This is a genomic window from Kitasatospora sp. MY 5-36 (assembly GCF_001182915.1).
Lineage (GTDB): Bacteria > Actinomycetota > Actinomycetes > Streptomycetales > Streptomycetaceae > Kitasatospora.
Window position 1 is genome coordinate 1 of record NZ_LFVW01000042.1, and the last position, 26,084, is coordinate 26,084.

Genomic DNA, 26,084 nt, shown 5'->3' on the forward strand with positions numbered 1-26,084 from the left:
CGAGGGCGAGCAGCAGGCCGGCCCAGGCGGGCAGGGCGGGCGGCCGCGCCGCCGGGCCTCCGCCCGCCGCGCCACCTGCCGTACCCGTCGCCTCCGCCGCTTCCTTCGCCGCCGCCGTTTCCGTCGCGGAATCCGCCACCACCATCGTCACCCCCCGCTTGGCCGCCCCGATCCCCCGTGACCGGGACGCTGAACTCGTAGGAAACCACCGATGACTGACGATCCGTAGTGATCCACCGCGATGTCCACGCGGGTCTTACCCCACCATCGCCGATTGCGCACCCGGGGTGTCCGGTTTCACTCGAACGAGTAAGAAGGCGACGCGTGGGGTAGATCAGCTTTTCATCCCACCCGGGACCATCCGCGTGTCCGCGCAACAAGATCACCCCAGACGCGTTTCCACCGACGTATTGTCAGGCCACCGAGGCCGGGCCTACCGTCTACAGATCGCTTTCTACGCACGTAGACCCTGCGGTTTCCCGAGCGGACCCGCAGGCGAGACCCGCCCCGTCAACCCTCAGACCGCGGGCCCGACCGCACGGCCGGGCCGCGGAGTTGCGGAGGTAACCATGTCGCAGATCGTCCGGGCCGCGCTCGTCCAGACCCGCTGGACGGGTGACCAGGAGAGCATGATCGCGCTCCACGAGCGGTACGCCCGCGAGGCCGCCGCCCAGGGAGCGAAGATCATCGGCTTCCAGGAGGTCTTCAACTCCCCGTACTTCTGTCAGGTCCAGGAAGCCGAGCACTACCGCTGGGCCGAGGCCGTCCCCGACGGCCCGACCGTGCGCCGGATGCGGGACCTCGCCCGCGAGCTCGGGCTGGTGATGGTCGTCCCGGTCTACGAGGAGGAACAGGCCGGCGTCTACTACAACACCGCCGCCGTCATCGATGCCGACGGCAGCTACCTCGGCAAGTACCGCAAGCACCACATCCCGCAGGTCAAGGGCTTCTGGGAGAAGTACTACTTCAAGCCCGGCAACCTCGGCTGGCCCGTGTTCGACACCGCCGTCGGCAAGGTCGGCGTGTACATCTGCTACGACCGCCACTTCCCCGAGGGCTGGCGCGCCCTGGGCCTGGCCGGTGCGCAGATCGTCTACAACCCCTCCGCCACCAGCCGCGGCCTGTCCGCCTACCTCTGGCAGCTCGAACAGCCCGCCGCCGCCGTCGCCAACGAGTACTTCGTCGCCGCGATCAACCGCGTCGGCACCGAGGAGTACGGCGACAACGACTTCTACGGCACCTCCTACTTCGTGGACCCGCGCGGGCAGTTCGTCGGCGACGTCGCCTCCGACAAGGAGGAGGAACTCGTCGTCCGCGACCTCGACCTCGGCCTGATCGAACAGGTCCGCCAGCAGTGGGCGTTCTACCGGGACCGCCGGCCCGACGCCTACGGGCCGCTCGCCGAGGCCTGAGGAGCAGCGCGATGACCACCAACGACGTGAGGGTCACCCGCGACCCGCACCAGCGCACCGTCGTCCGCGGCGGCCTCGTCATCACCGCCACCGAGGAACTCCACGCCGACGTCCTGATCGAGGGCGAGCGCGTCGCCGCCCTGGCCACCACCGGCAGCTCCGCCGCCGAGGCCTGGACCGCCGACACCGTCATCGACGCCACCGGCCACTACGTCATCCCGGGCGGCGTCGACGCCCACACCCACATGGAGCTGCCGTTCGGCGGCACCGCGGCCTCCGACACCTTCGAGACCGGCACCCGCGCCGCGGCCTGGGGCGGCACCACCACCATCGTGGACTTCGCCGTCCAGTCGGTCGGCGGCTCGCTGCGCGAGGGCCTGGACACCTGGCACGCCAAGGCCGAGGGCAACTGCGCGATCGACTACGCCTTCCACACCATCGTCTCCGACGTCAACGACGCCGTGCTCAAGGAGATGGACACCCTCGTGGACTCCGGCGAGTCCACCTCCTTCAAGCTCTTCATGGCCTACCCCGGCGTCTTCTACAGCGACGACGGCCGCATCCTGCGGGCCATGCAGCGCGGCGCCGCCAACGGCGGGCTGATCATGATGCACGCGGAGAACGGCATCGCCATCGACGTCCTGGTCGAACAGGCGCTCGCCGCCGGGAGGACCGCCCCCCGCTACCACGGCGAGGTCCGGCGCGAACTGCTGGAGGCCGAGGCCACCCACCGGGCGATCAAGCTCGCCCAGGTGGCGGGCAGCCCGCTCTACGTGGTGCACGTCTCCGCAGCCGCCGCGCTCGCCGAAATCGTCGGGGCCCGGGACGCCGGCCTCAACGTCTTCGGCGAGACCTGCCCGCAGTACCTCTTCCTCTCCACCGACAACCTCGCCGAGGAGGGCGCCGACGGCTTCGAGGGCGCCAAGTACGTGTGCAGCACGCCGCTCAGACCGCGCGAGCACCAGGAGGCGCTCTGGCGCGGGCTGCGCACCAACGACCTCCAGGTGGTCTCCACCGACCACTGCCCGTTCTGCTTCGTCGGCCAGAAGGAGCTGGGCCGGGGCGACTTCTCGAAGATCCCCAACGGCCTGCCGGGCGTCGAGAACCGGATGGACCTGCTCCACCAGGCCGTGGTGGACGGGCACATCAGCCGGCGCCGCTGGGTCGAGATCGCCTGCACCACCCCGGCCCGGATGTTCGGCCTGCACCCGCGCAAGGGCACCATCGCCCCGGGTGCCGACGCCGACCTGGTGGTCTACGACCCCACCGCGGTGCAGACCGTCTCCGCCGCGACCCACCACATGAACGTGGACTACTCGGCCTACGAGGGCCGTCGACTCACCGGCCGGGTGCGGACGGTGGTGTCGCGCGGCACCGTCGTGCTGGACGACGGCGACTGGCGCGGCCGGGCCGGCCACGGCACCTTCCTGCGCCGGGACACCTGCCAGTACCTGGTCTGATCCCTCTCCCGATTCCCGCCCCTCCCGTTCCTCCCGTTCCTTCCGTTCCTCGACGTCCACCCGCCGCCGCCCGGTCTGCCGGCCGTCCGGTCGCCTGCCCGCCCGACTGCCGCCCCGGCCCTTCGGCCGGGGCGACCGATCCGGTCGACGGCCGGGTGGCGGCGGTCAGAACCCTTACCTGGAGCCCCTCATGGACATCGGCCTCGTCCTCCAGACCGACCCGCCCGCCCGACTGCTCATCGACCGGATGATCCGCGCCGAGCGGGCCGGGTTCAGCCATGGCTGGACCTTCGACTCCTGCGTGCTGTGGCAGGAGCCCTTCGTCATCTACAGCCGGATCCTCGCCGAGACGGAGCGGATGACCGTCGGCCCGATGGTCACCAACCCCTCCACCCGCACCTGGGAGGTGACCGCCTCCACGTTCGCCACGCTCAACGACATGTACGGCAACCGGACCGTCTGCGGCATCGGCCGCGGCGACTCCGCCATGCGGGTCGCCGGGCGGAGCCCCGCCACCCTCGCCCGGCTCTCCGAAGCCATGCACGCCATCAAGGAGTTGGCCGAGGGGCGCACCGCCGAGGTGGACGGCAGCGAGATGCACCTGCCGTGGGTCCGCGCCGGCGCCTCCCTGCCGATCTGGATGGGGGCGTACGGGCCGAAGGCGTTGAATCTGACCGGACGTCAGGCCGACGGCTTCATCCTGCAGTTGGCCGACCCCTACCTCACCGAGTTCATGGTCAAGGCGGTGCGGGCCGCCGCCGTCGAGGCCGGCCGGGATCCGGAGTCGATCACCATCTGCGTCGCCGCCCCGGCCTACGTCACCGCCGACGACTCGCCCGAGGCGCTCGCCCACGCCCGGGAGCAGTGCCGCTGGTTCGGCGGGATGGTCGGCAACCACGTCGCCGACCTGGTCAGCCACTACGGCGAGCACTCCGACCTGGTACCGGAGGCGCTCACCGACTACATCAAGGACCGGCAGGGCTACGACTACAGCCACCACGGGCGGGCCGGGAACCCGGACACGGCCTTCGTCCCGGACGGGATCATCGACCGCTTCTGCCTGATCGGCCCGGTGGAGGCGCAGCGGGCCCGACTGGCGGAGCTCCGCTCGCTCGGCGTCGACCAGTTCGCCGTCTACGCCATGCACGACGCCATCGAGACCACCATCGACGCGTACGGGACGGACGTCATCCCGCACCTGTGACCCCGCCCGGCGCCCCCACCCGAGCTCAGCCGCGGATCCGCCCGCGGCGGACGGGAGTTGCCCATGCCCGCAACCGCGACCAGTGACGGCAGACAGTGGCACCACCCCGACGGCCGGGTCGAACTCGACCCGGCCGCCGGGGACTTGCCACCCAACGGCTTCACCAGCGACGACCTGCGGCCGGTCCCGGTGGCACGGCGTACCTGGACCACGTACAACTTCCTCGCGCTCTGGGTCGGCATGGCCCACAACATCCCGTCCTGGACCCTGGCTTCGGGCCTGGTCACGCTCGGCATGGACTGGAAGCAGGCGGTGCTGACGATCGCGCTCGCCAACCTCCTCGTGCTGGTCCCGATGCTGCTCACCGGGCACGCCGGCACCAAGTACGGCATCCCGTTCCCGGTCTTCGCCCGGGCCGCCTTCGGGCTGCGCGGCGCCAACCTGCCCGCCCTGCTGCGGGCGGCGGTGGCCTGCGCCTGGTTCGGCATCCAGACCTGGATCGGCGGCGAGGGCATCTTCCTGCTGGCGGGCAAGCTGTTCGGCGAATCCTGGCGCACGGCCGGTGAGTTCGGCGGCTACCCGTGGACGCAGTGGCTCTCGTTCCTGCTGTTCTGGCTGATCGAGATGGCCATCATCGCGCGGGGGATGGAGGCGCTGCGGCGGTTCGAGAACTGGGCGGCGCCGTTCGTCATCGTCGGCGCGCTCGCGCTGCTGGTGTGGATCACCGTCAAGGCGGGCGGGCTCGGGCCATTGCTCGACCAGCCGTCCAGGCTGGGGTGGGGCGGCGGCTTCTGGAAGGTCTTCTTCCCCGCGCTGATGGGCATGATCGGGTTCTGGTCCACCCTCTCGCTGAACATCCCCGACTTCACCCGCTTCGGCGGCAGCCAGCGGGCCCAGATACGCGGGCAGGCGCTCGGCCTGCCGACCACGATGACGCTCTTCGCGTTCCTGTCCGTGCTGGTCACCTCGGGCTCCGAGGCGGTCTACGGGGCCCCGGTGTGGGACCCGATCCAGCTGGCCGCCAAGATGGAGAACCCGGTCGGCATCCTGTTCGCGCTGCTGACCGTGCTGGTCGCGACGCTGTCGGTGAACATCGCCGCCAACGTCGTCTCGCCCGCGTACGACCTCGCCAACCTGCTGCCCCGCTTCGTCACCTTCCGGACCGGGGCGTTGATCACGGGGGTGGTCGGGATCGTGGTCCTCCCGTGGCGGCTGATCTCCGACCCGCACGTGTACATCTTCACCTGGCTCGGTGTGGTCGGCGGGCTGCTCGGCACGGTCGGCGGAGTGCTGATCGCCGACTACTGGGCCCTGCGCCGCACCCGCCTCCGGCTCGCCGAGCTGTACCGCCCGGGCGGGGCGTACTGGTACGCGGCCGGCTGGAACTGGCGGGCCGTGACGGCGCTGCTGGTGGGCGGCGTGCTGGCCGTCGGCGGCTCGTACTCCACCGTCGACGCCGACGGTGTGAAGCAGGGCCCCTTCCCGGCGGACGGCCTGATCCCCGTCCTCAAGTCGCTCGCCGACTACGGCTGGGCCGTCGGGCTGACGGCGGCGGCCGTGGTGTACCTGGGGCTGAGCAGGGTGTTCGGGAGGGGGAGCGGGGAGGCGGGGGAGGGCTGACGGGGGAGGGCGAACGACTGACGGGTGACAGCGAACAGCTGACAGATTTCGAAAGTTGTCGGTTGTCAGTTGTCAGCTGTTCGCTGAAACCCGTTCGACGGCGGCGAGGACCTTGGCCGCGCCGTCCTCGGCGGCCAGGGCGGTGGCGACGGCTCGGGCGCGGGTGCGGTAGCGGGGGTCGTCGAGCGTCAGGCGGAGGGAGGTGGCGAGGCGGGCGGGGGTGAGGCCGCGCAGGGGGACGGGGCCGGGGGAGACGCCGAGCCGGGCCAGTCGGGCGGACCAGAACGGTGCGTCGAGCTGGGCGGGCACGGGGACGGCGGGGGTCCCGGAGCGGAGGGCGGCGGCCGTGGTGCCGGCACCCGCGTGGTGGACCACGGCGGCGGTGCGGGGGAAGAGCCAGTCGTGCGGGGTGTCGCCGACGGTCAGGACGGAGTCCGAGTCCTCGGCGGCCAGTCCGCTCCACCCCGACTGGAGCGGGAGGCGCACCCGGGCGGCGCGGGCGGCGGCGAGGACGGTCGCGGTCAGCCGCTCGGCGTCGGGGACGACCAGGCTGCCGAAGCCGACGAAGACCGGCGGCCCGGCGGCCAGGAAGTCGAGCAGCCGGGCCGGGGGCTGCCAGTCCGGCCGGTCGGCCGGCCACCAGTAGCCCGCCACCTCCAGTCGGGGGCGCCAGTCGGCGGGTCGGGGCACCACCAGTGGCGAGAAGCCGTGCAGGACGGGGTGGTTGCGGCGGGCCCGGGCGATGCCGAGCGGCGGCAGGCCGAGCCGACGGCGCAGCCCGCGGACGGCCGGGACGAACAGCTGGTCGGTCGCGGCCTGGACGGCGTGTCCCGCCAGCAGGTTGCCGGACCGGCCGAGCGATCGGGTGCCGGTGACGGCGGGCGCGAACTCCCGGGTGGGGGCGAGGGGTTGGAGGTACAGCCCGATGCTGGGGATGCCGGCCGCCTCGGCGGCGACCTGGCCGAGTGCGCTGGTGGTGCTGGTGGTCAGCAGCAGGTCGGTCCCGAGCGCCGTGGCGTCGGCGATGCCGTCGCCGAGTGCGGGCATGAACCTCCGGCCGAGCCGCAGGAGTTGCAGGACGGCGCCCGGTCCGCTGCCGGCCCGCAGCAGGCGCCGGCCCTCGGCGGAGGCGAGTTCGGCGCGCGGGTCGACCGGCAGCGGGCGGAACTCCAGCCCGGCGGCCCGTACCGACTCGGCGAAGGTGTCGTGGGTGGCGACGGCCACCTGATGCCCGGCCGCCCGCAGCCGGACGCCGAGCCCGGTGAAGGGGGCCACGTCGCCCCGGGAGCCGGCGGTGGCGATCAGGATGCGCATGGCCGCAGTATTTCGGCGCGGGCGACGCGCGGGAAGGGCGCCACGCGCGGGCGGTCCGGCCTGGGCGGCCGGTGTCGTCAGCCGGTCCCGTCGGCCGGTCCCGTCCGCTGGGTTCGTCTGCCGGGTTCGGACGGTGCTGCGCGGGTGGCCGACCGGGGCGGCCGACGCGGGTGGCGGAACCGGGCCGCGGGCGGTGGCGTCCTTGCGGGCAGAGCGGACGGGACGGGGCCGTCGCGCCTTGGACGGGAAGGGATGCCGGATGAGCATCGTCGCGTGGATCGTGCTGGGCCTGCTGGCGGGTGCGCTGGCCAAGCTGCTGCTGCCGGGGAAGGACCCGGGCGGCCTGATCGTGACCACCCTGATCGGCATCGCCGGCTCCTTCGTCGGCGGCTGGATCGCGTCGCACTTCATGCACCGCTCGATCACCGCGCACTTCTTCGACGCGGCGACCTGGGTGTCGGCGATCGGCGGCGCCCTGGTGCTGCTGATCGCCTACCGGCTGCTGTTCGGCAACTCGCGCCGCTGACGGAATGGTTCGGTGCGGCCCCGGCGCCCGGGAGACGGCGGGGCGTGCCGGGGGAGGAGTTCCGCCGACCGGTACGACGGCGCCCGGATGGCCGGTTCGAACCGGTCCTTGCCGGTGCTGGAACGGTGCGAGGCCCTCGTACGTCCTTCCGAACGGGACCCGGGGGCTCGACGGGGTCGCCACACCGATGACGCAAGGGGCGGCGGATGAGCTGGATGGCGTGGATCGTGCTGGGCCTGGTGTCGGGGACACTGGCCAGGATGGCGATGTCGAGGGGGGAGCGCGGCCTGATCGGCAGCACCCTGATCGGCATCACCGGCTCCTACATCGGCACCTGGATCGTCTCGCACTGGATGCACGGGACGGTGAAGGTGAGCTTCCTCGACGTCACGACCTGGGTGTCGGCGATCGGCGGCGCCATGGTCCTGCTCTTCGGCTACAAGGTGCTCCGCTTCCTCGCCCGGCGCTGACCATCTGGTGCTGACGGCTCGATGCTGATGGCTCGGCACTGACGGCTCGGTGCTGACCGCCGGGCTCTGAAGCCGGGCGGTCAGCACCCGGCACCGCCCGGTTACCGGTCGGCGGTCCGGGACGCCTCGGCGACCCAGCCCGGGAGTGGCTCGCGTGCGGCGAGCCAGCCGGTCGGCACGTCCGCGAGCCCGGTCCGGGCGGCGGTCACACCGGCGGCGATGGCGCAGGCGGTGTCCTTGTCGCCCCAGCCCTCCAGGGTGTTCCAGACGGTCTCCGGCAGCGAGTCCAGGTGCCCGGCCGCGGACCAGAGGGCGAACGGCACGGTGTCCGCGGCGGAGATCAGCGCTCCCGAGCCGAGCACGGTGGCGGCGTGCCGGACGCTGGTGTGCTCGGGCATCCGGGCGGCGATCCGGAGCCCGGAGCGGACCTCGCTGTCCGGCAGCCGTCCGGCGATCTCGGTCAGCAACTCGGCCCGGCCGGGCGGGTTTCCGCCCCGGCTGCGGACCGCCAGCGCCGCCGCGAGCGCGACCGCCACCGCACCGGCGACGGCCTCCGGGTGGAAGTGGGTGGTGAGCGCCTGCAGTTCGGCCTGCCGGACCACCGCGTCGAGGTCCTCGGCGAACCAGGCGCCCAGCGGCGCGACCCGCATCGCGGCGCCGTTCCCGTGCGAGCCCTGGCCTTCGAACTGGGCCGAGGTGATGGCGCGCCAGTCCCCGCCGGCGCCGATCCCGCGCAGGACCCGGTGCATCGACGGGCCGTACTTGCGCCCGTACTCGCGGGCGTACTCGGCGGCGAACTCCCGGGCGAGCGCGTCCGGTCGGACCTCGCCCGCGTCGAGCAGGTGGCGGACCAGCACAAGCGCCATGGCGGTGTCGTCGGTCCAGTGCCAGGGTGCGGGCCGGACCAGCCGGGCGGCGAGCGCGGCGGGCGCCTCGTCCAGCGGGACCGAGAACCACCGGTCGCCGAAGGCGTCGCCGAGGGCGAGTCCTTCCAGGCTGTCCAGGACCGGGCGGGCCGCACGCATGTCATCCTCCATGTGAGATCAACTGTGTGCGGCAGTCTGCCGGACGGGCGGGGCGCCGGCGAGCGGTTATTCCTCCGCTCGCCGGCGCCACATCTGCTGACGGTTCGTCACTTCGCCTTCAGGCCACCGAGGACGAGCTTCCAGACGGCGTCGAACCGGTCGTCGACGTCGGGGGTGGACCAGGTGGACGCGTAGGCCGGGTCGTGGAAGGGGCCGGTCGCGTCGAAGACGGCGCGGGCGGTGTTGCGGATGTGGGCGAGCTTGAACTCCTTGGTCTCGATGCCCTCCGCCACCATCCGCGAGATCTGGTCGACCAGGGTGTCGACGTGGGTGTCCACCAGGCCGCTGTTCTCCTCGACCAGCACCATGTAGGTGGCGAACAGCTCCGGGTCGTCCAGCGCCTTCTTCCGCTTGGCCGTGAACAGCGCCGTCAGCCACCGCTGCAGCCGCTCGGAGGCGGGGCCGCCCTCGTTGGAGACGGTCGACAGCTCGTGGTGCGCCTGGTCGAGCCAGCGCTGGGTGACCGCCTCGCGCAGCGCGGCCTTGCTGGGGAAGTGGCGGTAGACGCTGCTGTGGCTGACGCCGAGGATGCGGGCGACGTCCACGACGGTGGCCTTGGCCGGGCCGAACCGCCGGAGGACGTCCTCCGCCGCGCTCAGGATCTGCTCGGCGGTGAGTGTGGTGTCCGTGGTCACGGGGAGGTCCGTCCTTAGGTCGTGCGGTCGGGTCGTGCGGCGATGGCGCCGGTGGTGCGGCGCGGCGCTGGAGGTGCGGTCAGCGCTCGCTGTCCAGGTGGGCCATCTGTGCGGCAGCGTACCGGTCACCGGCGGCGGAGCCGGCGGGTACGGCGGCCTCGACGGCGGCGAGGTCGGCCTCGGTCAGCGCGACGTCGAGGGCGCCGAGGGCCTCGGTCAGGCGGTCCCGGCGGCGGGCCCCGACCAGCGGGACGACGTCCTGACCGCGGGAGGCCACCCAGGCGATGGCGACCTGGGCGACGGTGGCGCCCCGTGCGACGGCGATCTCGCGCAGGGCCTCGACCAGTGCCAGGTTGTGGGCCAGGTTCTCGCCCTGGAAGCGCGGGCTGTGGCTGCGGAAGTCGGTCCCGGCGAGGGCCCGTTCCCGGTCCCAGTGGCCGCCGAGCAGGCCGCGGGAGAGCACGCCGTACGCGGTGATGCCGATGCCGAGCTCGCGGGCGGCGGGCAGGACGGCGGCCTCGATCGAGCGGGAGAGCAGCGAGTACTCGATCTGGAGGTCGCTGATCGGATGGACGGCGGCGGCCCGGCGCAGGGTGTCGGCGCCGACCTCGGAGAGTCCGATGTGGCGGACGTAGCCGGCCTGCACCAGGTCGGCGATGGCGCCGACGGTCTCCTCGACCGGGACGCCCGGGTCCAGGCGGGCCGGGCGGTAGACGTCGACGTGGTCGGTGCGCAGGCGGCGCAGGGTGTAGGCGAGCGCGGTCTTGGTGGCGGCGGGGCTCGCGTCGTAGCCGAGCCACTGGCCGTCGGGGCCGCGCTGGGCGCCGAACTTCACGCTGATCTGCACGCTCTCGCGGTCGCGGCCGCGCAGCGCCTCGTGGATCAGCAGCTCGTTGTGGCCCATGCCGTAGAAGTCGCCGGTGTCGAGGAGTGTGACCCCGGCGTCGAGGGCGGCGTGGATGGTGGCGATGCTCTCGGCCTCGTCGGCCGGGCCGTACAGGTCGGACATGCCCATGCAGCCGAGGCCGAGGGCCGAGGTGACCGGTCCGGTGGTGCCGAGGGTGCGCCGGGCGGGGCGGGTGTGGGAGGACACGGGTGACTCCAAGGGGGCGGGTGCGGTGCCGGAAGGGGCAGGAGCAGGGTGACCCGGGTCTCACTGTGACACGACGGCGAACAGATTTCAAAATCTGTTCGCTGTCGCCTGTTATCTGAAAGTTGAAATCTGTCGACTGTCATTTGTTCGGCGGACGGGCGGGCGGGCGGACGGACGGGCGGGCGACTGCGGCATGGCGGCAGACGCCCGCACCGAAGCCGACATCAGTCGGCGACCCGGCTCCGGTTCTCGTACGCGAGGTCGGTGTACTCGGGGTGGCGGAGCATCCAGCCCTTGATGAAGGGGCAGGTGGCCAGCACGGACAGGCCGCGGGCGCGGGCGTCGTCCAGGGCGGCGCGGGCCAGCGCGCTGCCGATGCCCCGGCCCTCGAAGGCGGGCTCGACCACGGTGTGCGGGTAGACCACCAGCTGGTCGCTGCGCAGGTACTCGGCGAAGCCCGCCGGCTTGCCGTCCTCCCAGGCCTCGAAGCGGTTCCGGGCTTCCACGTCACGTACCGAGATGGTCATCGCGGCTCCTCACTGCGGGAGAGTCGGAGCCGGGCCCGGCCCCGGTCCATCATCGGGGGAGCGGGGCCGCCCCGCCCGCCGATCCGGTTGCCGTGTCCGTCGTGGTCGTCGTGCTCGGTGCCTTGCTCGGGGGCGCCGGTTCGACCGCCGGCCCGACAGCGGGGCTCCCGGCCGGTGCCCAGGTCTCGCGGCCGCCCGGCGACCGCAGCAGGCAGGCGCGGGCGGGCGGCACGTTGCGCCACACCGTGCGCTCGCCCAGCCCGTACGCCTCCTCGAACCGCCGCAGCAGCCGGACCACCGCCCGGTGGCGGGCGCCCCGGCGGGGGCCGGAGGCGAGGCTGCGCGCCGTCGTCGTGCCGAGGTACCCGAAGTACGTCAGCTCGCCGCCGGGCGCCAGCAGCCGCAGGTAGAGGTCGAGGATGTCGCGCACCTGCGCGGGCTCGAAGTTGGTGAACGGCAGCCCGGACACGATCACGTCGTACCGCTGCCCGCGGTCCTCCGCCCGGGCCCCTTCCGGCGCCGGTCGACGGCACTCCGGCAGCTCCTCGACCCGGCAGGCCGACAGTCGCAGGCCGACCCCGGGGTGGCGTGCGGCGAGGACCGGGTCCTCCCGCAGCCGTTCGGCGAACCGCGGGTTGGCCTCGACGACGTGCAACCGGTCGCCCGGGCGCAGTACTTGGGCCAGTCGGCGGGTGACCACGCCGGTGCCGGCGCCGACCTCCAGCACCGAGATCGGACGGTTCGGGCGGCTGGTGACCGGTACCACCAGCGCGTTCACCAGCTCCGGGCCGCTCGGGGCCAGCGCGCCGGTGTCGTGGAAGGTGCGCAGGGCCTCGGCGAGGAACAGCAGGTGGTCGCCGCCGGCGGGCGAACTGTACAGGGGGGAAGGGGGGGCCGGACGGTGGTGGAGCCGTTCGTTGGTCATGCCGTCGACGCTAGGCAGGGCGGAGCCGCCGCGAATCGGCCGGTCAGCGGCGCCGACCCCCGACGAAAGTCGAGGGTGCGGTTACCCGGAAGACAGAGGCGCTCCGCGGCCGAGCGCCCCTAGCATCGAGCCCGAGGTGCCCAAGGGTGGACGTACGGAAGGCTTTCGGGCCGAGGAGAGCGGAAAGGAGGAGCACCATGCGCCGGAGTGTGCTCGGCTGGTACGGGCCGGACCACCGGGCCGGGACGGACACGTTGCTGCTGCTCGGCCTGCTCGGCCTGACCATCGAGGAGGCCCTCGCCCAGTGGACGCAGACCGACGGTCCGCTGCGCCTGCCGCGCACGGTCGTCGCCGCGCTCGCGGCGGTCTCGCTCTTCTTCGCCCGCCGCCACCCGGTGGCCTCGGCCGTGCTGCCGGTGCTCACGGGCGGGCTGTTCAACCGGGCCGTCCCCGGCCTGTTCAGCGTCTTCCACCTCGCCTACCTCGGCCGGCCGGGCCTGGCGATGGCGGGCGGCTCGGTCATCGCGGTGGCCAGTGCGGTGGGTGTGGACTCACTGGTCGGCCGGGCGGGTACCGCCGGGTCCCAACTCCTGGTCCAGGCCGCCACGATGGCGGTCGGCCTGTGGCTGCGGGGCAGACGGGTGCTGATCCGCACCCTGCACGAGCAGGTCGACGCGCTGCGCCGCGAGCGCGAGCTGCGCGCCGAACAGGCCCGGTCCGCCGAACGGGCCCGGATCGCCCGGGAGATGCACGACGTGCTGGCCCACCGGCTCAGCCTCCTGGTCCTGCACGCCGGGGTGCTGCGCGACCAGGCCAGGGCCGGCACCGTCGCCGACGACCCCGACCGGCTCACCCACCGCCTCGAACTGCTGCGCACCACCGCCGCCCGGTCGCTCGACGACCTGCGCGACGTCCTGGGCGCGCTGCGGGCCGACCCGTCGGCCCCTCCCGCCACGGGAGGCGAGCCGTCCGTGCCCGTCGAGGCCGGGCGCGTCCCGGCGCCCGCGCTGCGCGACCTCACCGAGCTCGTCGGCGAGGCGACCCAGGCCGGCCAACGGGTCGAACTCGCCCTCTCCGGGGAGCCGGAGACCATCCCGACCACCCACCGGCTGGCCGTGCACCGGCTGGTGCAGGAGGCACTGACCAACGCCCGCAAGCACGCGCCCGCCGCGCCCGTCACCGTCCGGGTCGGCTACGGGGCGCCGGCGACGACGGTCGAGGTCCGCAACGGCCCGGGCGAGGCGCCGTTGGGCGGGCCGGGCACCGGTGGCGGGTACGGGCTGGTGGGGCTGGCCGAACGGGTCGGCGCCCTCGGCGGCCACTTCGACGCCGGTCCGGACGGTGGCGGCGGCTTCCGGCTCTCCGCCCGGTTACCCGCGCCGGACCGCCCGCCGCAGGCGGTGCCGGACGAGGCTTCCGCCCGGCTCCGTGGCGACGGTCCGGATCCACAGTCGGCGCGTGCGGTGGCGCACCCCGGGCGGGCGTCGCCGCGGCCGGAGCGGGGGAAGGGGACGCCAGGGGCGCGGCATTCGCAGGAAGGGGCGCAGGGGGCGCGAGGAGTGAAGCAGTCGGAGCCACCGAAGCAACCGAAGCAACCGGAGGAACCGACGCAGCCGAACCAATCGACGCAAGCGACGCAACCGACGCGGGCGAAGCACGTTGAGCAGGAACCGAAGCCGCAGCCGAAGGACGCCGCATGATCCGAACAATGGTGGTCGACGACGACGCGCTGGTCCGTCTCGGCCTGGTCGACCTCCTGGCCCAGGACCCGGAGCTCACCGTGGTCGCCGAGGCCGCCGATGGGCTGCAGGCCGTCGAGCTCGCCGCCGGTCGGCGGATCGACGTCGCGCTGATGGACATCCGGATGCCCCGGCTCGACGGGATCGCCGCCACCCGGCGGCTGCGCGAACTCCCCGACGGTCCGCGGGTCATCGCCCTCACCACCTTCGACCTGGACGAGTACGTGTACCAGGCGCTCGCGGCCGGGGCGGACGGCTTCCTGCTGAAGGACACCCCGCCCGCGGAGATCGCCCGGGCCGTCCATGTCGTCGCCGGCGGCCAGGGGATGCTGCACCCGGCGGCCGCTCGGCGGCTGATCGACCGCTACCACCGGGTCGGGGCGCCCCGGTCGGTGGCCGCCCGCAGCCGGGCCGCCGGACTCACCCCGCGGGAGACGGACGTACTGCGCGAACTCGCCGACGGGCTCTCCAATGCCGAGATCGCCGGTGTGCTCGGGATGCGCGAGAGCACGGTCAAGGCACACGTCAGTCGGATCCTGACCGGGCTCGGAGTCGCCAACCGGGTCCAGGCGGCGCTGCTCGCACGCGACGCCGGGCTGATGGGCGACGGCGGCTGAGGACGGACGGCTGGGATCGGCCGGGCCCGGGTTCGGGTGCCCAGGAGCCCGGGTGCCCGGGTGCCGATCGGTCGTGCACCCGCGGGTACGGTCGCGAACGTTCGCGCACGCGCATATCCGGGCGCTGTCCCGCTGTTCCAGGGTGCCGCCCCGTCGTGCCACGGGTTTCAGCCGAAGCACGTCGGGGCTCGGCGGGGCTCGGTGGGGCACATCGGGGCACGGCATCGGTCGGTGTTCACCCGGGCGTTCCCCGGACGTTCCTCCGGAGTCGGGGCGGACGTCGAAGCGGGCTTCCATGAGCCGCCGCGTGCTCCCGGTTCGTATCGCGTGCTGAGCCGCTGTCACCCATCCGGCGTGGAAATGCCGTGCCTTGGCCGTTTGCGCTGCCGAACTCGGGCGGCGGGTCCATGGTGGAGATGGGCGCGATCCGGCGACCGCGTCCGCGCGCCGATCCAGGCCCGCGCGCCGAGCGCCCGCGCCGAAAGCGGACGGGTGTTGTCCGAAGCGGGGCCCGGTACCGGCACGCTGGGAACAGGGCCACCTCGCAGGAAACCGAACGGTTCTTCTAGGCTCACATCTCGGCTTCCCTGCGGCGGTCCGGCCACTGCGCCCACCGCCACGAAGCCGCCGTCCACGGGGCTCCGGGCGGACCGGGGCCACCGGATCGAGCGAGGAGGACGCACATGCCAAGCACGCCGCCCAACCGTTCCACCGTACTTGGGCCAGACAGGCCGATTCGGTGGGCCGCTCATCATCCCGGTCGGCCGGTGCGGTCCGGCCGGGCCTGGTACCCGGGCGGGAGCGGTCGGCCGGCACGGCCGCTGTATACCGGCGGCGGCCGCGGAGGCGAGCGTTGAGTCCCCAGATCGTCGGGTCTCCCGCCGCACCGGGCGCCGCCGCGGAACCCGCCCCGACGTCGGTCGCCGTCCCGGCCGCCACCGACGGTGAGGCCCTTGCCGCCGCCACGGCCACTGCGACCGCCGCCGCCGCTACCGCCGCAGCCACCGCTACCACCACCAACGGCACCGCCGCCGGCACCGCAACTGCCGCTGCGGATCCGGGCACTACGGTCTCGGCCCCTGCGCTTCCCGCCGCTTCGGTCCAGGCCACCGCGGCCGCGTCCGGTGCCGCGAAGACCGTCGTGGCCAAGGTGGCCGTCACCACGACCGCAGCCGCCAAGTCCGCCCTCACGAAATCCGCCCTCACCAAACCCGTCGTCGCGAAGGCCGCGGCGGCGAAGAGCCCCGCGACGAAGAACGTCGTGGCGAAGAACGTCGTCGTGAAGCCCGCGACGGGCCCGGCCGCCACCGCCTCCCACGGGGCCGCCGCCGTCACCACGGCGCTGCCCGGTGTGCCGCAGGCGCTCAGCACCCGGGCCCGCACCCTCGCCGGGGCCGTCCGGCGTCGCTGCGTCGACCTGGCGCGGATCGAGTCGCCCAGTGGGGACGCCCCCAGACTCGACGCGCTCGCCGAGGAGTTGGCGGCCGGCTTCTGTGCCACCGGTGCCACCGCCCGGCGCGAGCCCGGACCGGCCGGCGACCACCTCGTACTGGAGTGGGAGGGTCGGGACGAGTCCCTGCCGCACCTGCTGATCGTCGGGCACCACGACACCGTGTGGCCGGTCGGCACGCTCGCGGACTGGCCGGTGACGGAGGAGGACGGCCGGCTCACCGGGCCCGGCGTGGTCGACATGAAGGGCGGACTCGCCATCCTGGAGGGGGCGTTGTCGCTGCTCGCGGACCTGGGTGAGCGCCCGCACCGGACCGTCCGCCTGGTCGTGGTCTCCGACGAGGAGGTGGGCAGCCCCGACGGACGCCGCCTGGTCGAGCGCCAGCTGCGCGGAGCCGCCGCGGTCCTGGGTCTCGAACCGCCGCACCCCGACGGTCGGTTGAAGACCGCGCGGCGCGGCAGCACCCGGGTGCGGCTCACCGTGACCGGCCGCGAGGCGCACGCGGGCAACGACGCCCACGACGGGGTGTCCGCGGTCGACGAGCTGGTGGACCAGCTCGTGCTGGTGCGCGACCTCGCCGGTCAGCCCGGCACCGAGCTCAACGCCGGTCGGATCAGCGGTGGTTCGCGCGCCAACGTGGTCGCCGGCCGGGCCGAGGCCGAGCTGGGGCTGCGCTTCGCCACCGTCGAGGCGCAGCGCCGTACGCTGGACAACCTCGCCCGGCTCACCGCGCTGCGTCCGGGCGCCCGGGTCCGTACGGAGGTGCTGTCCAGCCGTCCGGCCTGGCCCGAGCGGACCGGCAACCCGCTGTTGCGGCACGTGCGTTCGCTCGCCGCGGTGCTCGGGCAGCAGTTGGACGGCGCTCCGGCGGGCGGGGCAGGGGACACCAACCTGCCGGGCTCGCGCGGGCTTCCGACCCTGGACGGCTTCGGCGCGGTGGGCGCCGGGGCCCACGCCCGGCACGAGCACATCCGGGTCGACCAGATCGCTCCCCGGATCGCCCTGCTGGCGGCGCTGCTCGCGGTGCCGCTGCCGCGACTGCGCGACCGCGCGGAGGGCTGAGCCGGCGGTGAGCCGCTGACGGCCGGGAGCCGGTCGCCGGTCGCCGGCCCCCGGCAGTCGGCGGCGGCGAACGTAGAACGGCGGACAGCGGACAGCGGACGGCGGACGTAGAGCAGCGAACGTAGAGCAGCGAACAGAGAACAGAAGACAGCCGACGGATAACAGCTGACAGATTTCAGAATCTGTCAGCTGTTATCCGTTGCGCACCTTGCCATCCCTCCGCCCCTCCGCGCAGAATGGTACCGACCGAACGGTCAGTCGGTTGGTCGATGCTCCAGGCGACCGACCGGGCAGGACACGAGAGGGGACTGTGGTGACAGCAGAGGTGGCCGAGACGGTCCCCGCGCAGACGCTGGAGGACCGGTTCGAGGCGGTCGTCGCCGCCGAGCAGCGGATCGAGCCCAGGGACTGGATGCCCGACGCCTACCGGGCCACCCTGATCCGCCAGATCGCCCAGCACGCCCACTCCGAGATCATCGGCATGCAGCCCGAGGGCAACTGGCTGACCCGGGCCCCGTCCCTGCGCCGCAAGGCCATCCTGCTCGCCAAGGCCCAGGACGAGGCCGGCCACGGCCTCTACCTCTACGCCGCCGCCGAGACCCTGGGCGTCGACCGCGCCGAGCTCACCGAGAAGCTGATCTCCGGCCGCCAGAAGTACTCCTCGATCTTCAACTACCCGACTCTCACCTTCGCCGACGTCGGCGTGATCGGCTGGCTGGTGGACGGCGCCGCGATCTGCAACCAGGTCCCGCTCTGCCGCTGCAGCTACGGTCCGTACGCCCGCGCGATGGTGCGGATCTGCAAGGAGGAGTCCTTCCACCAGCGCCAGGGCTACGAGCTCCTGATGACGCTGATGCGCGGCACCGAGGCCCAGCGCCGGATGGTCCAGGACGCGGTGGACCGCTGGTGGTGGCCGTCGCTGATGATGTTCGGCCCCTCGGACGCCGACTCGCCGAACAGCGCCCGCTCGATGGCCTGGCGGATCAAGCGGCACAGCAACGACGAGCTGCGCCGGCGCTTCGTCGACATGACCGTCCCGCAGGCCGAGCACCTGGGCGTCACCCTCCCGGACCCCGAGCTGCGCTGGAACGAGGAGCGCGGCGGCTGGGACTTCGGCGAGCCGGACTGGTCCGAGCTGACCAGGGTCATCCACGGCCAGGGCCCCTGCAACGCCCAGCGGGTCGAACGCCGCCGCACCGCCCACGAGGACGGCGCCTGGGTGCGCGAGGCGGCCGTCGCCTACGCGGCCAAGCGCGCGGCCGAGGCCGCCGGGCCCACGGAAGCCTCCGAAGCCACCAATGTGACCGAACAGGAGAACGGAAAGTGACCGACCCCCAGGTTGGCTCCCCGTCCGGGTCCGAGGCCGGGCCCAAGGCCGGCTGGCCTCTGTACGAGGTGTTCGTGCGTCCCCGGCGCGGGCTGAACCACGTCCACGTCGGCTCGCTGCACGCCGCCGACGACCGGATGGCCCTGCTCGCCGCCCGCGACCTGTACACCCGCCGCAACGAGGGCGTGAGCCTCTGGGTGGTCCGCTCGGACGCGATCACCGCCTCCACCCCGGACGAGCGCGACCCGTTCTTCGAGCCCAGCGGCGACAAGGTCTACCGCCACCCGACCTTCTACGACATCCCCGAGGATGTCCCGCACATCTGACGGGGGAGCCACCGTGCACGACCACACCACCTCCACCACCTCCACCCCCGGCACCGGCCAGGACGACCACGTCTACCTCAGCCTCGCCGACGCCGCCCCCGGCCCCGAGGGCGAGGGCCGCTGGGCGTACGGGACGGGCTTCGCCGATCCCCTGCTCGGCGTGGACACCGCGCTGCCCCCCGGTCTGGACGGCGCCGACCTCGCCGCCTACTGCCAGATGCTGGGCGACGACGCCCTGGTCCTCGCGCAGCGGCTGATCGAGTGGTGCACCCGGGCGCCCGAGCTGGAGGAGGAGGTCGCGCTCGCCAACCTGGGCCTCGACCTGCTCGGCCAGGCCCGCCTGCTGCTCACCCGGGCTGGTCAGGCGGACGGTACCGGCCGCACCGAGGACGACCTGGCGTACTGGCGGGAGGAGCACGAGTTCCGCAACGTCCGCCTGGTGGAGGCCCCGAACGGCGACTTCGCCTACTCGATCGCCCGGCTGCTGCTGTTCGCCACCGCGCGCGGCGCCCTGTACGAGGCGCTGAGCGCGCACCCCGACCCGGTGCTGGCCGCGGTCGCCGCCCGGGGCGTCAAGGAGCTGGCCTACCACCGGGAGTACGCCACCGCCTGGACCCTGCGCCTGGGCGACGGCACGCCGTACTCCGCCGGGCGGATGCAGGCCGGGGTGGACGCGGTCTGGCCGCTGCTGGAGGAGCTGTTCACGGCGCACCCGGTGGAGCTGCGGGCGGGCGTCGACCCGGCGGCCCTGCGCGAACCGGTGCTGCGCTCGCTCGGCGCCGTTCTCGCCGAGGCCGGGCTGACCGTGCCGGACGTACCGCCGCTGGCCACCGTCCTCGGCCTGGCCGGCCGGGACGGTGTGCACACCGAGGCGCTCGGCCCGCTGCTCGCCGAGTTCCAGGTGCTGGCCCGCGCCCACCCGGGGGCGACGTGGTGACCGGCGACGTCGTGACGGGCCCGGGGCCGACGGGCACCGCGGAGCCGACGGGCGGGACGGTCGGGACGGGCACCGCGGACCCGACGGCCCGCGAGCTGGCCTGGGCGGTCGCCGCGGCCGTGCCGGACCCGGAGCTGCCCATGCTCACCCTGGCGGACCTGGGCGTCCTGGCCGAGGTCGGGGTGGACGGCGGCAGCGGCACGGTGACCGCGTGGCTGACCCCGACCTACTCGGGCTGCCCCGCCGTCGCCGAGATGGCCGCCGACGTGGACCGTCGGCTGCGCGCGGCCGGGTACCCGGACGTCCGGGTGCGGCTGCGGTTGGACCCGCCGTGGTCCACCGACCTGATCACCGCCGAGGGCCGTCGCAAGCTCGCCGAGGCGGGCATCGCTCCGCCGCGCCCGACCGCCGCCGTCGCCGCGGCCGGACCGGTGGCGCTCACCCTCGGTCCCACCCGCACCGGAACCGCGACCGCGCCCACCACCATGGCCGCGCCGAGGACCGCCGCCGCGCCCCCCGTGCCGTGCCCGCGCTGCGGCGACGCCGACACGGAGGAGCTGTCCCGCTTCGGTTCCACCGCCTGCAAGGCGCTCTGGCGCTGCCGGGCCTGCCGCGAGCCGTTCGAACGCGTCAAGGAGATCTGAATGCCCGCCGCTTCCTCCGCCGCTCCCGCCTCCTCCGCCGCCGGGTCCGCCCCCGACGCCGAGGGGACCGGCATCCGCCCCGCCCGCCGCCCGACCTTCCACCGGCTGCGGATCGACCGGGTCGAGCGGCTCTGCGAGGACGCCGTCGCGGTGACCTTCACGGTCCCGGTCGGGCTGGCGGAGGAGTACGCCTTCCGCCCCGGGCAGACCCTGACCTTGCGCAAGCTGGTGGACGGCACCGACGAGCGCCGCTCGTACTCGATCTGCGCCCCGGTCGGCGGGCCGCTGCGGATCGCCGTCCGGGAGGTGCCCGGCGGGCTGTTCTCACGCTGGCTGGTGCGCGAGGCGAAGCCGGGCGAGGAGGTGGAGGTGCTGACGCCGTCCGGCCTGTTCACCCCCGAGCTCGGCGTCCCGGCCGACCACGTGCTGCTCGCGGCCGGCTCCGGGATCACCCCGATGCTGTCGATCGCCGGCTCCGTGCTCGCGGCCGACCGCAGCTCCACCGTCACCCTGCTCTACGGCAACCGGCGCAGTGACAGCGTGATGTTCGCGGACGAGCTGGCCGACCTGAAGGACCGCTACCTCGACCGCTTCCAGCTGGTCCACGTGCTCTCCCGGGAGACCAGGGACGCCGAACTGCTCAGCGGCCGGCTGGACCCGGAGCGGGTACGCGCGCTGCTGGCGGCGCTGGTGGACGTCGGGAGCGTCGGGCACTGGTGGCTGTGCGGCCCGTTCGGCATGGTCGTGGGCGCGAAGGACCTGCTCGCCGAGCTGGACGTGCCGGGCGAGCGGGTGCACCAGGAGCTGTTCCACGCCGAGGACGAGCCGCTCCCGGAGCGGGACGAGGACTGGGACCGGACGGACGCCTCGTCCGGCGGCTCCGCCGACGGCGTATCGGGCCCGCGGAGCGAGGTCACCGTCGTCCTCGACGGGCGCGGCAGCACGCTCTGCCTCCCGCGCGACCGCTCGATCCTGGACGGCGCCCAGCGCTCCCGCCCCGACCTGCCGTTCGCCTGCAAGGGCGGCGTGTGCGGCACCTGCCGCGCCCTGGTCACCGAGGGCGAGGTGGAGATGCGCCGCAACTTCGCGCTGGAGGAGAAGGAGCTGGCCGCCGGCTACGTCCTCACCTGCCAGGCCCGGCCGCTCACTGACCGGGTGACCGTGGACTACGACCGCTGAGCGGGCCACCACCGCCGACCGGACCACGATCGCCGAGCCTCAGACGGTGGCGGGCTCCATGACCGGGTCACCGGGCGTCGGGCTCCCGACCCTCGGGCCGGAGATAGTCGGGCTCGCGACCGTCGGGCCGGAGATCGTCGGCCGCCCGGGCGCAGGGTCCCCGAGCAGCTTGACGAGGTCGTTGACGGCCGCCCGCCCGGCCCGGTTGGCGCCGACGGTGCTGGCGGACGGGCCGTAGCCGACCAGGTGGACGCGGGGGTCGGCGGTGGCCCGGGTGCCGGTGAGCGCGATGCCGCCGCCGGGGGAGCGCAGCCCGAGCGGAGCGAGGTGCCCGACCTCGGGCCGGAAGCCGGTGGCCCAGACGATCGCGTCCACGGTCAGCTCCTCGTCTCCCCAGGCGACCCCGTGCTCGGTCAGGCGGTCGAACATCGGCCGGCGGTGCAGCGCGCCCAGCTCCTCGGCGCGCCGGTAGGCGACGGACGGGCCGAGCCCGGTCACGCTCACCACGCTGCGCGGCGGCAGCCCCTGCCGGACCCGCTCCTCGACCCTGGCGACCACCGCGCGCCCGTACTCGGGGGTGAACGGCCCGTCGTGGTAGACGGGCTCGGAACGGGTCACCCACACCGTCTCGCCGACCGCGGCGACCTCCGACAGCACCTGGACCGCCGAGGCGCCGCCGCCCACCACCAGCACCCGCTTGCCCGTGAACTCCTCGGGGCCGCGGTACTCGGCGTAGTGCAGCTGGCGGCCCGCGAAGCGGCCCGGGTAGTGCGGGAGGAACGGGCGGGTCCAGGTGCCGGTGGCGTTGATCAGCGCGCGGGTGGACCAGGTGCCGCGGTCGGTCTCGACCAGCAGCCGGGAGTCCGGGCGCTCGGACTCGGCACGTACGGCGCGCACCGCGACCGGGCGTACGACCGGGAGCGCGTGCTGCGCCTCGTACGCCGCGAAGTACTCCGGCACCACCTCGCGCGCGGGGGCGTCCGGGTCCGGCGGCGGGAGTTCGGCGTCCGGGAGGTCGTGGACGCCGTGCACGGTGGCCATCCGCAGGGACGGCGAGCGGTACGCCCAGGCACCGCCGGGGACGGCGTTGGCGTCGAGGACGACGAAGCCGCCGTCGACGCCCGTCCGGTGACGGGCGAAGCCGCGGCGGTGCAGGTGGTAGGCGGCGGACAGACCTGCCTGTCCGGCGCCCACCACCAGGACGTCCACCCGTTCCGGAACGCTGTTCGTTGCACCGTAAACAGTCACGCCCGAGAAACATCGGGGGGTCGGCGGGTGTTCCCGCCGGGATTTCGTCCGTGGGACGTGAGAGATGCCGCGTGAACTGCGACGCGGGAACGGGGCGCGTCAGGAGAGGTCAGGAGAGGAATGTCACGAGAGGAATGTCACGAGACCGGGGAGATGACCGCGGCGGTGCCGTAGGCGCAGACCTCGGTACCCACGGCGGCCGCCTCCGTGACGTCGAAGCGCATCATCAGGACGGCGTTGCCGCCGCGCGCCTTGGTCTGCTCGATCAGCCGCTGCATCGCCTCGTTGCGGCTCTCGACCAGGGTCTTCGTCAGACCGCGCAGCTCGCCGCCGACCAGTGACTTCAGACCGGCACCGATCTGGCTGCCGACGTGGCGGCTGCGGACGGTCAGCCCGAAGACCTCGCCGATCACGTGGTCGACCCGGTAACCGGGGATGTCGTTGGTGGTCACGACCAGGACGTCGGCGTTCGGGCCCTGCCCGCCGCCGTACTCGTTGATGTCAGCCATGCGGCTCATCCTGCCAAACTCCTGCGTCCGAGTGACAGCAGCGGGGCCGGGCGGTGGCCGAGAAGGCTCCCGGAAGCTGGTCCGGACCGGTGATCGGGCGACCGAAAGGCCGTACCGTTAGCCCCATGGGCGAGCGAAGTGATCATCCACAGGGGCCGGGCGCGGCGGAGGACTCCGGCGCGCAGGAAATCGAGGCGACGGTGGTGCTGGGCCTGCGGATCACCGACTGGCCGGCCCTGCGCGCGGCCGCGATCAGGGCCGTCGAGGAGCTGGACTTCGGGGGCGTCGACCCGGCCGGGCAGCGCCGCGAACTGCTGCGCGAGGTCGCCGAGGACGCCAACGCGGCGCTCGGCGCGCTGCTGCATCCGGACCGGCTGGTGGCCGCCATCCCCGGGGTGGAGGCGATCGGCGGCACTCTGGAGATCAGCGTCACGGAGGACTTCACGCCGGACTTCGCCGACCTGTTCCCGCTGGAGGGCGACGAGGAGGAGGGCGGCGCGGGTGCGGACTGGACGCTCACCCCGCGCACGGCCTGCCTGCTCCACGCCCAGCTGATCGGCCTGGCCGACGCCGCGTACGACGACCTCGACGAGCACGGGGACGAGACGGTCGCCGACAGCGATGACGTGGACTGGACGGTCTTCGCCCGGCTTCCCGAACGCACCTGGCGGATGCACCGGGGCTGGCGCCGCGCGATGGCCCGGGCCTTCGACGACCTCGCCGACGACCTCGCGCTCGGCGAGTGGCCGCTGCCGCGCTGCCTGGCCGAGGACATCGCGCTGCGGATGGCCCTGGTGGACGCCCGGGCGCTGCTCGGTGCGCAACCCGAGTCGGTGGCGGACATGATGGGCGACCTCCCGGCCGACCTGTACGACTACGACTGGGACGGCTGCCAGGACGAGCTGTTCGGGGTCTACGGGCCGGACGAGGGCGATCCGGAGCTGGCGGCGGAGCAGCGCACCGAGATGCTGCTCGCGGCCACCCACCCGGAGGGCTGGTTCCTGATGTACGAGGACGCGGAGGAGCGGGACCCGCAGCGCGGCTACCGGCGCTGACGGGTCGAGTGCCGACGCGAGTGCCGGGGTGACTGCCGGGGCGGACGGGGCGGGCCGAGTCGGTCGGGGCGGGGCTGGCATCCTGGACGGGTGACTTCTCCTTCCGACGCCCCGACTCCCCTCACCCCGGCCCCCGCTCCGGTGGCCGACCCCGGCGACGCCCCGTCGCGCGAGGACCGCGACGAGCGGCCGCAGTACGTGCTGCCGCTGGTCGTCCGGCTGGAGCGGGCCACTCCGCCGGGCCGGACGGACGCGCTGGAGACCTCGGCGCGGGCGGTGCTCACCCTGCTCGCCGACCCCCGGGTGACCGAGGCGGGCGGCGAGTGGGCGGAGCGGGTCGAGGCCTGGGAGGACGCCCGGATCCGCAAGGTGGTCCGGCGGGCCCGGGGCGGGGAGTGGCGCCGGGCCGGCGAGCTGCCGGGCGTCACGGTGCACGGGCGGGAGGCCGAGGTGCGGGTATTCCCGCCGGTCCCGCTGGACGGCTGGCCGAAGGAACTCGCCAAGCTCCAGGTGTCCGGGACGGACCTCGAGGAGACGGCCGAGGTCGGTGCGCCCGAGCCGGGGCTGCCGGTGCTGTGGCTCAACCCCGAGCTGGAGATGAGCGCGGGCAAGACGATGGCGCAGACCGGGCACGCCGCCCAGCTCGCGTGGTGGCGGCTGGACGAGGCGCAGCGCAAGGAGTGGGCCGAGGCCGGCTTCGCGCTCGCGGTCCGGACCGCCTCGCCGGAGGCGTGGGAGGAGCTCGTCCGCAGCGGGCTGCCGGTGGTCCAGGACGCGGGCTTCACCGAGATCGCGCCCGGGAGCTGCACGGTGATCGCGGAGCACCCGGCGCTGCGGTGACGGGCTGACAGGCGACAGCGGACAGCCGACGGCGAACAGCTAACAGCTAACAGACGACAGCGAACAGATGACAGATTTCGAAATCTGTCATCTGTTCGCCGTTTGCTGTCGGCTGTCGTCCGTCAGCTGTGCTGGTACCGCCGCATCGCCCGCAGCCCGCCGTAGGCCGCCAGGGCCGTCCAGAGCGCCATGATCAGCAGCCCGGTCCAGTGGCCGTAGTGGATGCCCGGTTCGGTCTGGGTGCGCGTCGCGTACAGGCCGGCCCGGTCGGGCAGGAACTGGCCGAGTTCCCGGACGCCGGGGATGGCGGCCAGCCAGGTGGTGCCCAGGAACACCATCGGGGTCAGCAGGCCGAGCGCGGCGCTGAAGTTGCCCAGCATCGCGGTCAGTCCGAGGCAGAGCAGCACCATCATCGGGTGGTACAGCACGCCGGCCAGGAAGCTGCGGGCCAGGCCCGGGGTGGAGAGGTCAAGGCCGACGGTGGTGCCGACGGCCAGGAACGAGCCCGCCGTCGAGGCCAGGCCGAGCAGCAGGCCCAGCCCGGCGCCGAGCGCGAGCTTGGCGCCGTACAGCCGCCCGCGCCGGGGGACGGCGGTGAGCGAGGTGCCGATCATGCGGGTGTTGAACTCCTGCCCGATCAGCAGGATGCCGAGGCAGGCCACCGCGACGTGGCCGAAGAGCAGCCCGTAGAAGATCCCGTTGGCCGGGTCCGGGGCGGGCGTGTGGTCCTTCGCCCCGTAGGCGGCGCTGACGGCGGCCGTGACGCCGACGGTCAGCGCCAGAGCGACCAGCGGGGCCGCCCACTGCGAGGGCAGGGTGGTGAACTTGACGCGTTCGGCGTGCAGGGCGCCGGCGAGCGTGCTCATGGTTTTCTCTCGTT

Annotated in this window: 25 protein-coding genes; 16 read left to right on the forward strand and 9 right to left on the reverse strand. The window is 73.7% G+C overall.

What is annotated here, in order from left to right; genetic code table 11:
- Nucleotides 1-569: 569 nt before the first annotated feature.
- The 4 genes from AE652_RS04000 (at nt 570) to AE652_RS04015 (ending at nt 5,696) form a co-directional block, all read left to right on the forward strand.
- The gene (locus tag AE652_RS04000; protein WP_049649708.1) at nt 570-1,412 is read left to right on the forward strand and encodes a nitrilase-related carbon-nitrogen hydrolase; all 843 of its coding nucleotides are present in this window, start codon (nt 570-572) and stop codon (nt 1,410-1,412) included.
- Between the two features lie 11 nt (nt 1,413-1,423).
- The gene (hydA, locus tag AE652_RS04005; protein WP_049649709.1) at nt 1,424-2,872 is read left to right on the forward strand and encodes a dihydropyrimidinase; all 1,449 of its coding nucleotides are present in this window, start codon (nt 1,424-1,426) and stop codon (nt 2,870-2,872) included.
- 190 nt (nt 2,873-3,062) lie between these two features.
- Nucleotides 3,063-4,076 carry a TIGR03842 family LLM class F420-dependent oxidoreductase gene (locus tag AE652_RS04010; RefSeq protein WP_049649710.1) on the forward strand — a complete coding sequence of 338 codons (1,014 nt, stop codon included), beginning with the start codon at nt 3,063-3,065 and terminating at the stop codon, nt 4,074-4,076.
- Between the two features lie 63 nt (nt 4,077-4,139).
- Entirely contained in the window at nt 4,140-5,696 is a 1,557-nt protein-coding gene (locus tag AE652_RS04015) for an NCS1 family nucleobase:cation symporter-1 (RefSeq protein WP_049649711.1), read from the forward strand.
- A 72-nt stretch (nt 5,697-5,768) separates the two neighbouring features.
- On the opposite strand, the gene AE652_RS04020 is transcribed toward AE652_RS04015, so the two are convergent.
- A complete protein-coding gene (locus AE652_RS04020) occupies nt 5,769-7,010 on the reverse strand; it encodes a glycosyltransferase (RefSeq protein WP_049649712.1) in 1,242 nt (413 codons plus the stop codon).
- A gap of 259 nt (nt 7,011-7,269) precedes the next feature.
- On the opposite strand from AE652_RS04020, the gene AE652_RS04025 reads away from it, so the two are divergent.
- On the forward strand, nt 7,270-7,536 hold the full coding sequence (locus AE652_RS04025) for a GlsB/YeaQ/YmgE family stress response membrane protein (protein ID WP_049649713.1): 267 nt from the start codon (nt 7,270-7,272) through the stop codon (nt 7,534-7,536).
- A gap of 206 nt (nt 7,537-7,742) precedes the next feature.
- On the forward strand, nt 7,743-8,006 hold the full coding sequence (locus AE652_RS04030) for a GlsB/YeaQ/YmgE family stress response membrane protein (protein ID WP_063780048.1): 264 nt from the start codon (nt 7,743-7,745) through the stop codon (nt 8,004-8,006).
- A gap of 101 nt (nt 8,007-8,107) precedes the next feature.
- On the opposite strand, the gene AE652_RS04035 is transcribed toward AE652_RS04030, so the two are convergent.
- The 5 genes from AE652_RS04035 to AE652_RS04055 all read right to left on the reverse strand — a co-directional run bounded on the left by AE652_RS04035 (nt 8,108) and on the right by AE652_RS04055 (nt 12,271).
- Nucleotides 8,108-9,031: an ADP-ribosylglycohydrolase family protein gene (locus AE652_RS04035; protein ID WP_049649715.1), complete on the reverse strand. Its 924-nt coding sequence runs from the start codon at nt 9,029-9,031 to the stop codon at nt 8,108-8,110.
- 107 nt (nt 9,032-9,138) lie between these two features.
- Nucleotides 9,139-9,726, reverse strand: a complete 588-nt coding sequence (locus tag AE652_RS04040) for a TetR family transcriptional regulator (RefSeq protein WP_049649716.1) — start codon at nt 9,724-9,726, stop codon at nt 9,139-9,141.
- 79 nt (nt 9,727-9,805) lie between these two features.
- The gene (locus AE652_RS04045) at nt 9,806-10,819 is read right to left on the reverse strand and encodes an aldo/keto reductase (protein ID WP_255357395.1); all 1,014 of its coding nucleotides are present in this window, start codon (nt 10,817-10,819) and stop codon (nt 9,806-9,808) included.
- A 224-nt stretch (nt 10,820-11,043) separates the two neighbouring features.
- Nucleotides 11,044-11,346: a GNAT family N-acetyltransferase gene (locus tag AE652_RS04050; RefSeq protein WP_049649718.1), complete on the reverse strand. Its 303-nt coding sequence runs from the start codon at nt 11,344-11,346 to the stop codon at nt 11,044-11,046.
- A 49-nt stretch (nt 11,347-11,395) separates the two neighbouring features.
- On the reverse strand, nt 11,396-12,271 hold the full coding sequence (locus AE652_RS04055; protein WP_063780049.1) for a class I SAM-dependent methyltransferase: 876 nt from the start codon (nt 12,269-12,271) through the stop codon (nt 11,396-11,398).
- Between the two features lie 197 nt (nt 12,272-12,468).
- On the opposite strand from AE652_RS04055, the gene AE652_RS42975 reads away from it, so the two are divergent.
- The 8 genes from AE652_RS42975 to paaE all read left to right on the forward strand — a co-directional run bounded on the left by AE652_RS42975 (nt 12,469) and on the right by paaE (nt 21,552).
- On the forward strand, nt 12,469-13,971 hold the full coding sequence (locus tag AE652_RS42975) for a sensor histidine kinase (RefSeq protein WP_053111958.1): 1,503 nt from the start codon (nt 12,469-12,471) through the stop codon (nt 13,969-13,971).
- A complete protein-coding gene (locus tag AE652_RS04065; RefSeq protein WP_049649719.1) occupies nt 13,968-14,627 on the forward strand; it encodes a response regulator transcription factor in 660 nt (219 codons plus the stop codon). The genes AE652_RS42975 and AE652_RS04065 overlap by 4 nt, the downstream gene beginning before the upstream one ends.
- An 853-nt stretch (nt 14,628-15,480) precedes the next feature.
- Nucleotides 15,481-17,139 (forward strand): M20 family metallopeptidase, encoded by a 1,659-nt coding sequence (locus tag AE652_RS04070; protein ID WP_199823040.1) that lies wholly within the window; start codon nt 15,481-15,483, stop codon nt 17,137-17,139.
- Between the two features lie 325 nt (nt 17,140-17,464).
- Nucleotides 17,465-18,466 carry a 1,2-phenylacetyl-CoA epoxidase subunit PaaA gene (gene paaA, locus AE652_RS04075; RefSeq protein WP_049649720.1) on the forward strand — a complete coding sequence of 334 codons (1,002 nt, stop codon included), beginning with the start codon at nt 17,465-17,467 and terminating at the stop codon, nt 18,464-18,466.
- Nucleotides 18,463-18,792, forward strand: a complete 330-nt coding sequence (paaB, locus tag AE652_RS04080; protein WP_049649721.1) for a 1,2-phenylacetyl-CoA epoxidase subunit PaaB — start codon at nt 18,463-18,465, stop codon at nt 18,790-18,792. The genes paaA and paaB overlap by 4 nt, the downstream gene beginning before the upstream one ends.
- Before the next feature lie 13 nt (nt 18,793-18,805).
- Nucleotides 18,806-19,729, forward strand: a complete 924-nt coding sequence (gene paaC, locus AE652_RS04085; RefSeq protein WP_049649722.1) for a 1,2-phenylacetyl-CoA epoxidase subunit PaaC — start codon at nt 18,806-18,808, stop codon at nt 19,727-19,729.
- A gap of 95 nt (nt 19,730-19,824) precedes the next feature.
- A complete protein-coding gene (paaD, locus tag AE652_RS04090) occupies nt 19,825-20,373 on the forward strand; it encodes a 1,2-phenylacetyl-CoA epoxidase subunit PaaD (RefSeq protein WP_234348223.1) in 549 nt (182 codons plus the stop codon).
- Nucleotides 20,374-21,552 carry a 1,2-phenylacetyl-CoA epoxidase subunit PaaE gene (gene paaE / locus AE652_RS04095; RefSeq protein ID WP_063780050.1) on the forward strand — a complete coding sequence of 393 codons (1,179 nt, stop codon included), beginning with the start codon at nt 20,374-20,376 and terminating at the stop codon, nt 21,550-21,552.
- 39 nt (nt 21,553-21,591) lie between these two features.
- On the opposite strand, the gene AE652_RS04100 is transcribed toward paaE, so the two are convergent.
- Nucleotides 21,592-22,800: an NAD(P)-binding domain-containing protein gene (locus tag AE652_RS04100; protein ID WP_049649723.1), complete on the reverse strand. Its 1,209-nt coding sequence runs from the start codon at nt 22,798-22,800 to the stop codon at nt 21,592-21,594.
- 137 nt (nt 22,801-22,937) lie between these two features.
- The gene (locus tag AE652_RS04105) at nt 22,938-23,309 is read right to left on the reverse strand and encodes a YbjQ family protein (RefSeq protein ID WP_049649739.1); all 372 of its coding nucleotides are present in this window, start codon (nt 23,307-23,309) and stop codon (nt 22,938-22,940) included.
- Between the two features lie 125 nt (nt 23,310-23,434).
- On the opposite strand from AE652_RS04105, the gene AE652_RS42980 reads away from it, so the two are divergent.
- Together AE652_RS42980 and AE652_RS04115 are read left to right on the forward strand one after the other, a co-directional pair.
- The gene (locus AE652_RS42980; protein ID WP_159028344.1) at nt 23,435-24,364 is read left to right on the forward strand and encodes a hypothetical protein; all 930 of its coding nucleotides are present in this window, start codon (nt 23,435-23,437) and stop codon (nt 24,362-24,364) included.
- Between the two features lie 141 nt (nt 24,365-24,505).
- The gene (locus AE652_RS04115) at nt 24,506-25,204 is read left to right on the forward strand and encodes a peptidyl-tRNA hydrolase (RefSeq protein WP_049649724.1); all 699 of its coding nucleotides are present in this window, start codon (nt 24,506-24,508) and stop codon (nt 25,202-25,204) included.
- Nucleotides 25,205-25,326: 122 nt separating this feature from the next.
- Here AE652_RS04115 and AE652_RS04120 read toward each other — a convergent pair whose 3' ends face one another.
- The gene (locus tag AE652_RS04120) at nt 25,327-26,070 is read right to left on the reverse strand and encodes an ABC transporter permease (RefSeq protein ID WP_049649725.1); all 744 of its coding nucleotides are present in this window, start codon (nt 26,068-26,070) and stop codon (nt 25,327-25,329) included.
- Between the last annotated feature and the right edge of the window lie 14 nt (nt 26,071-26,084).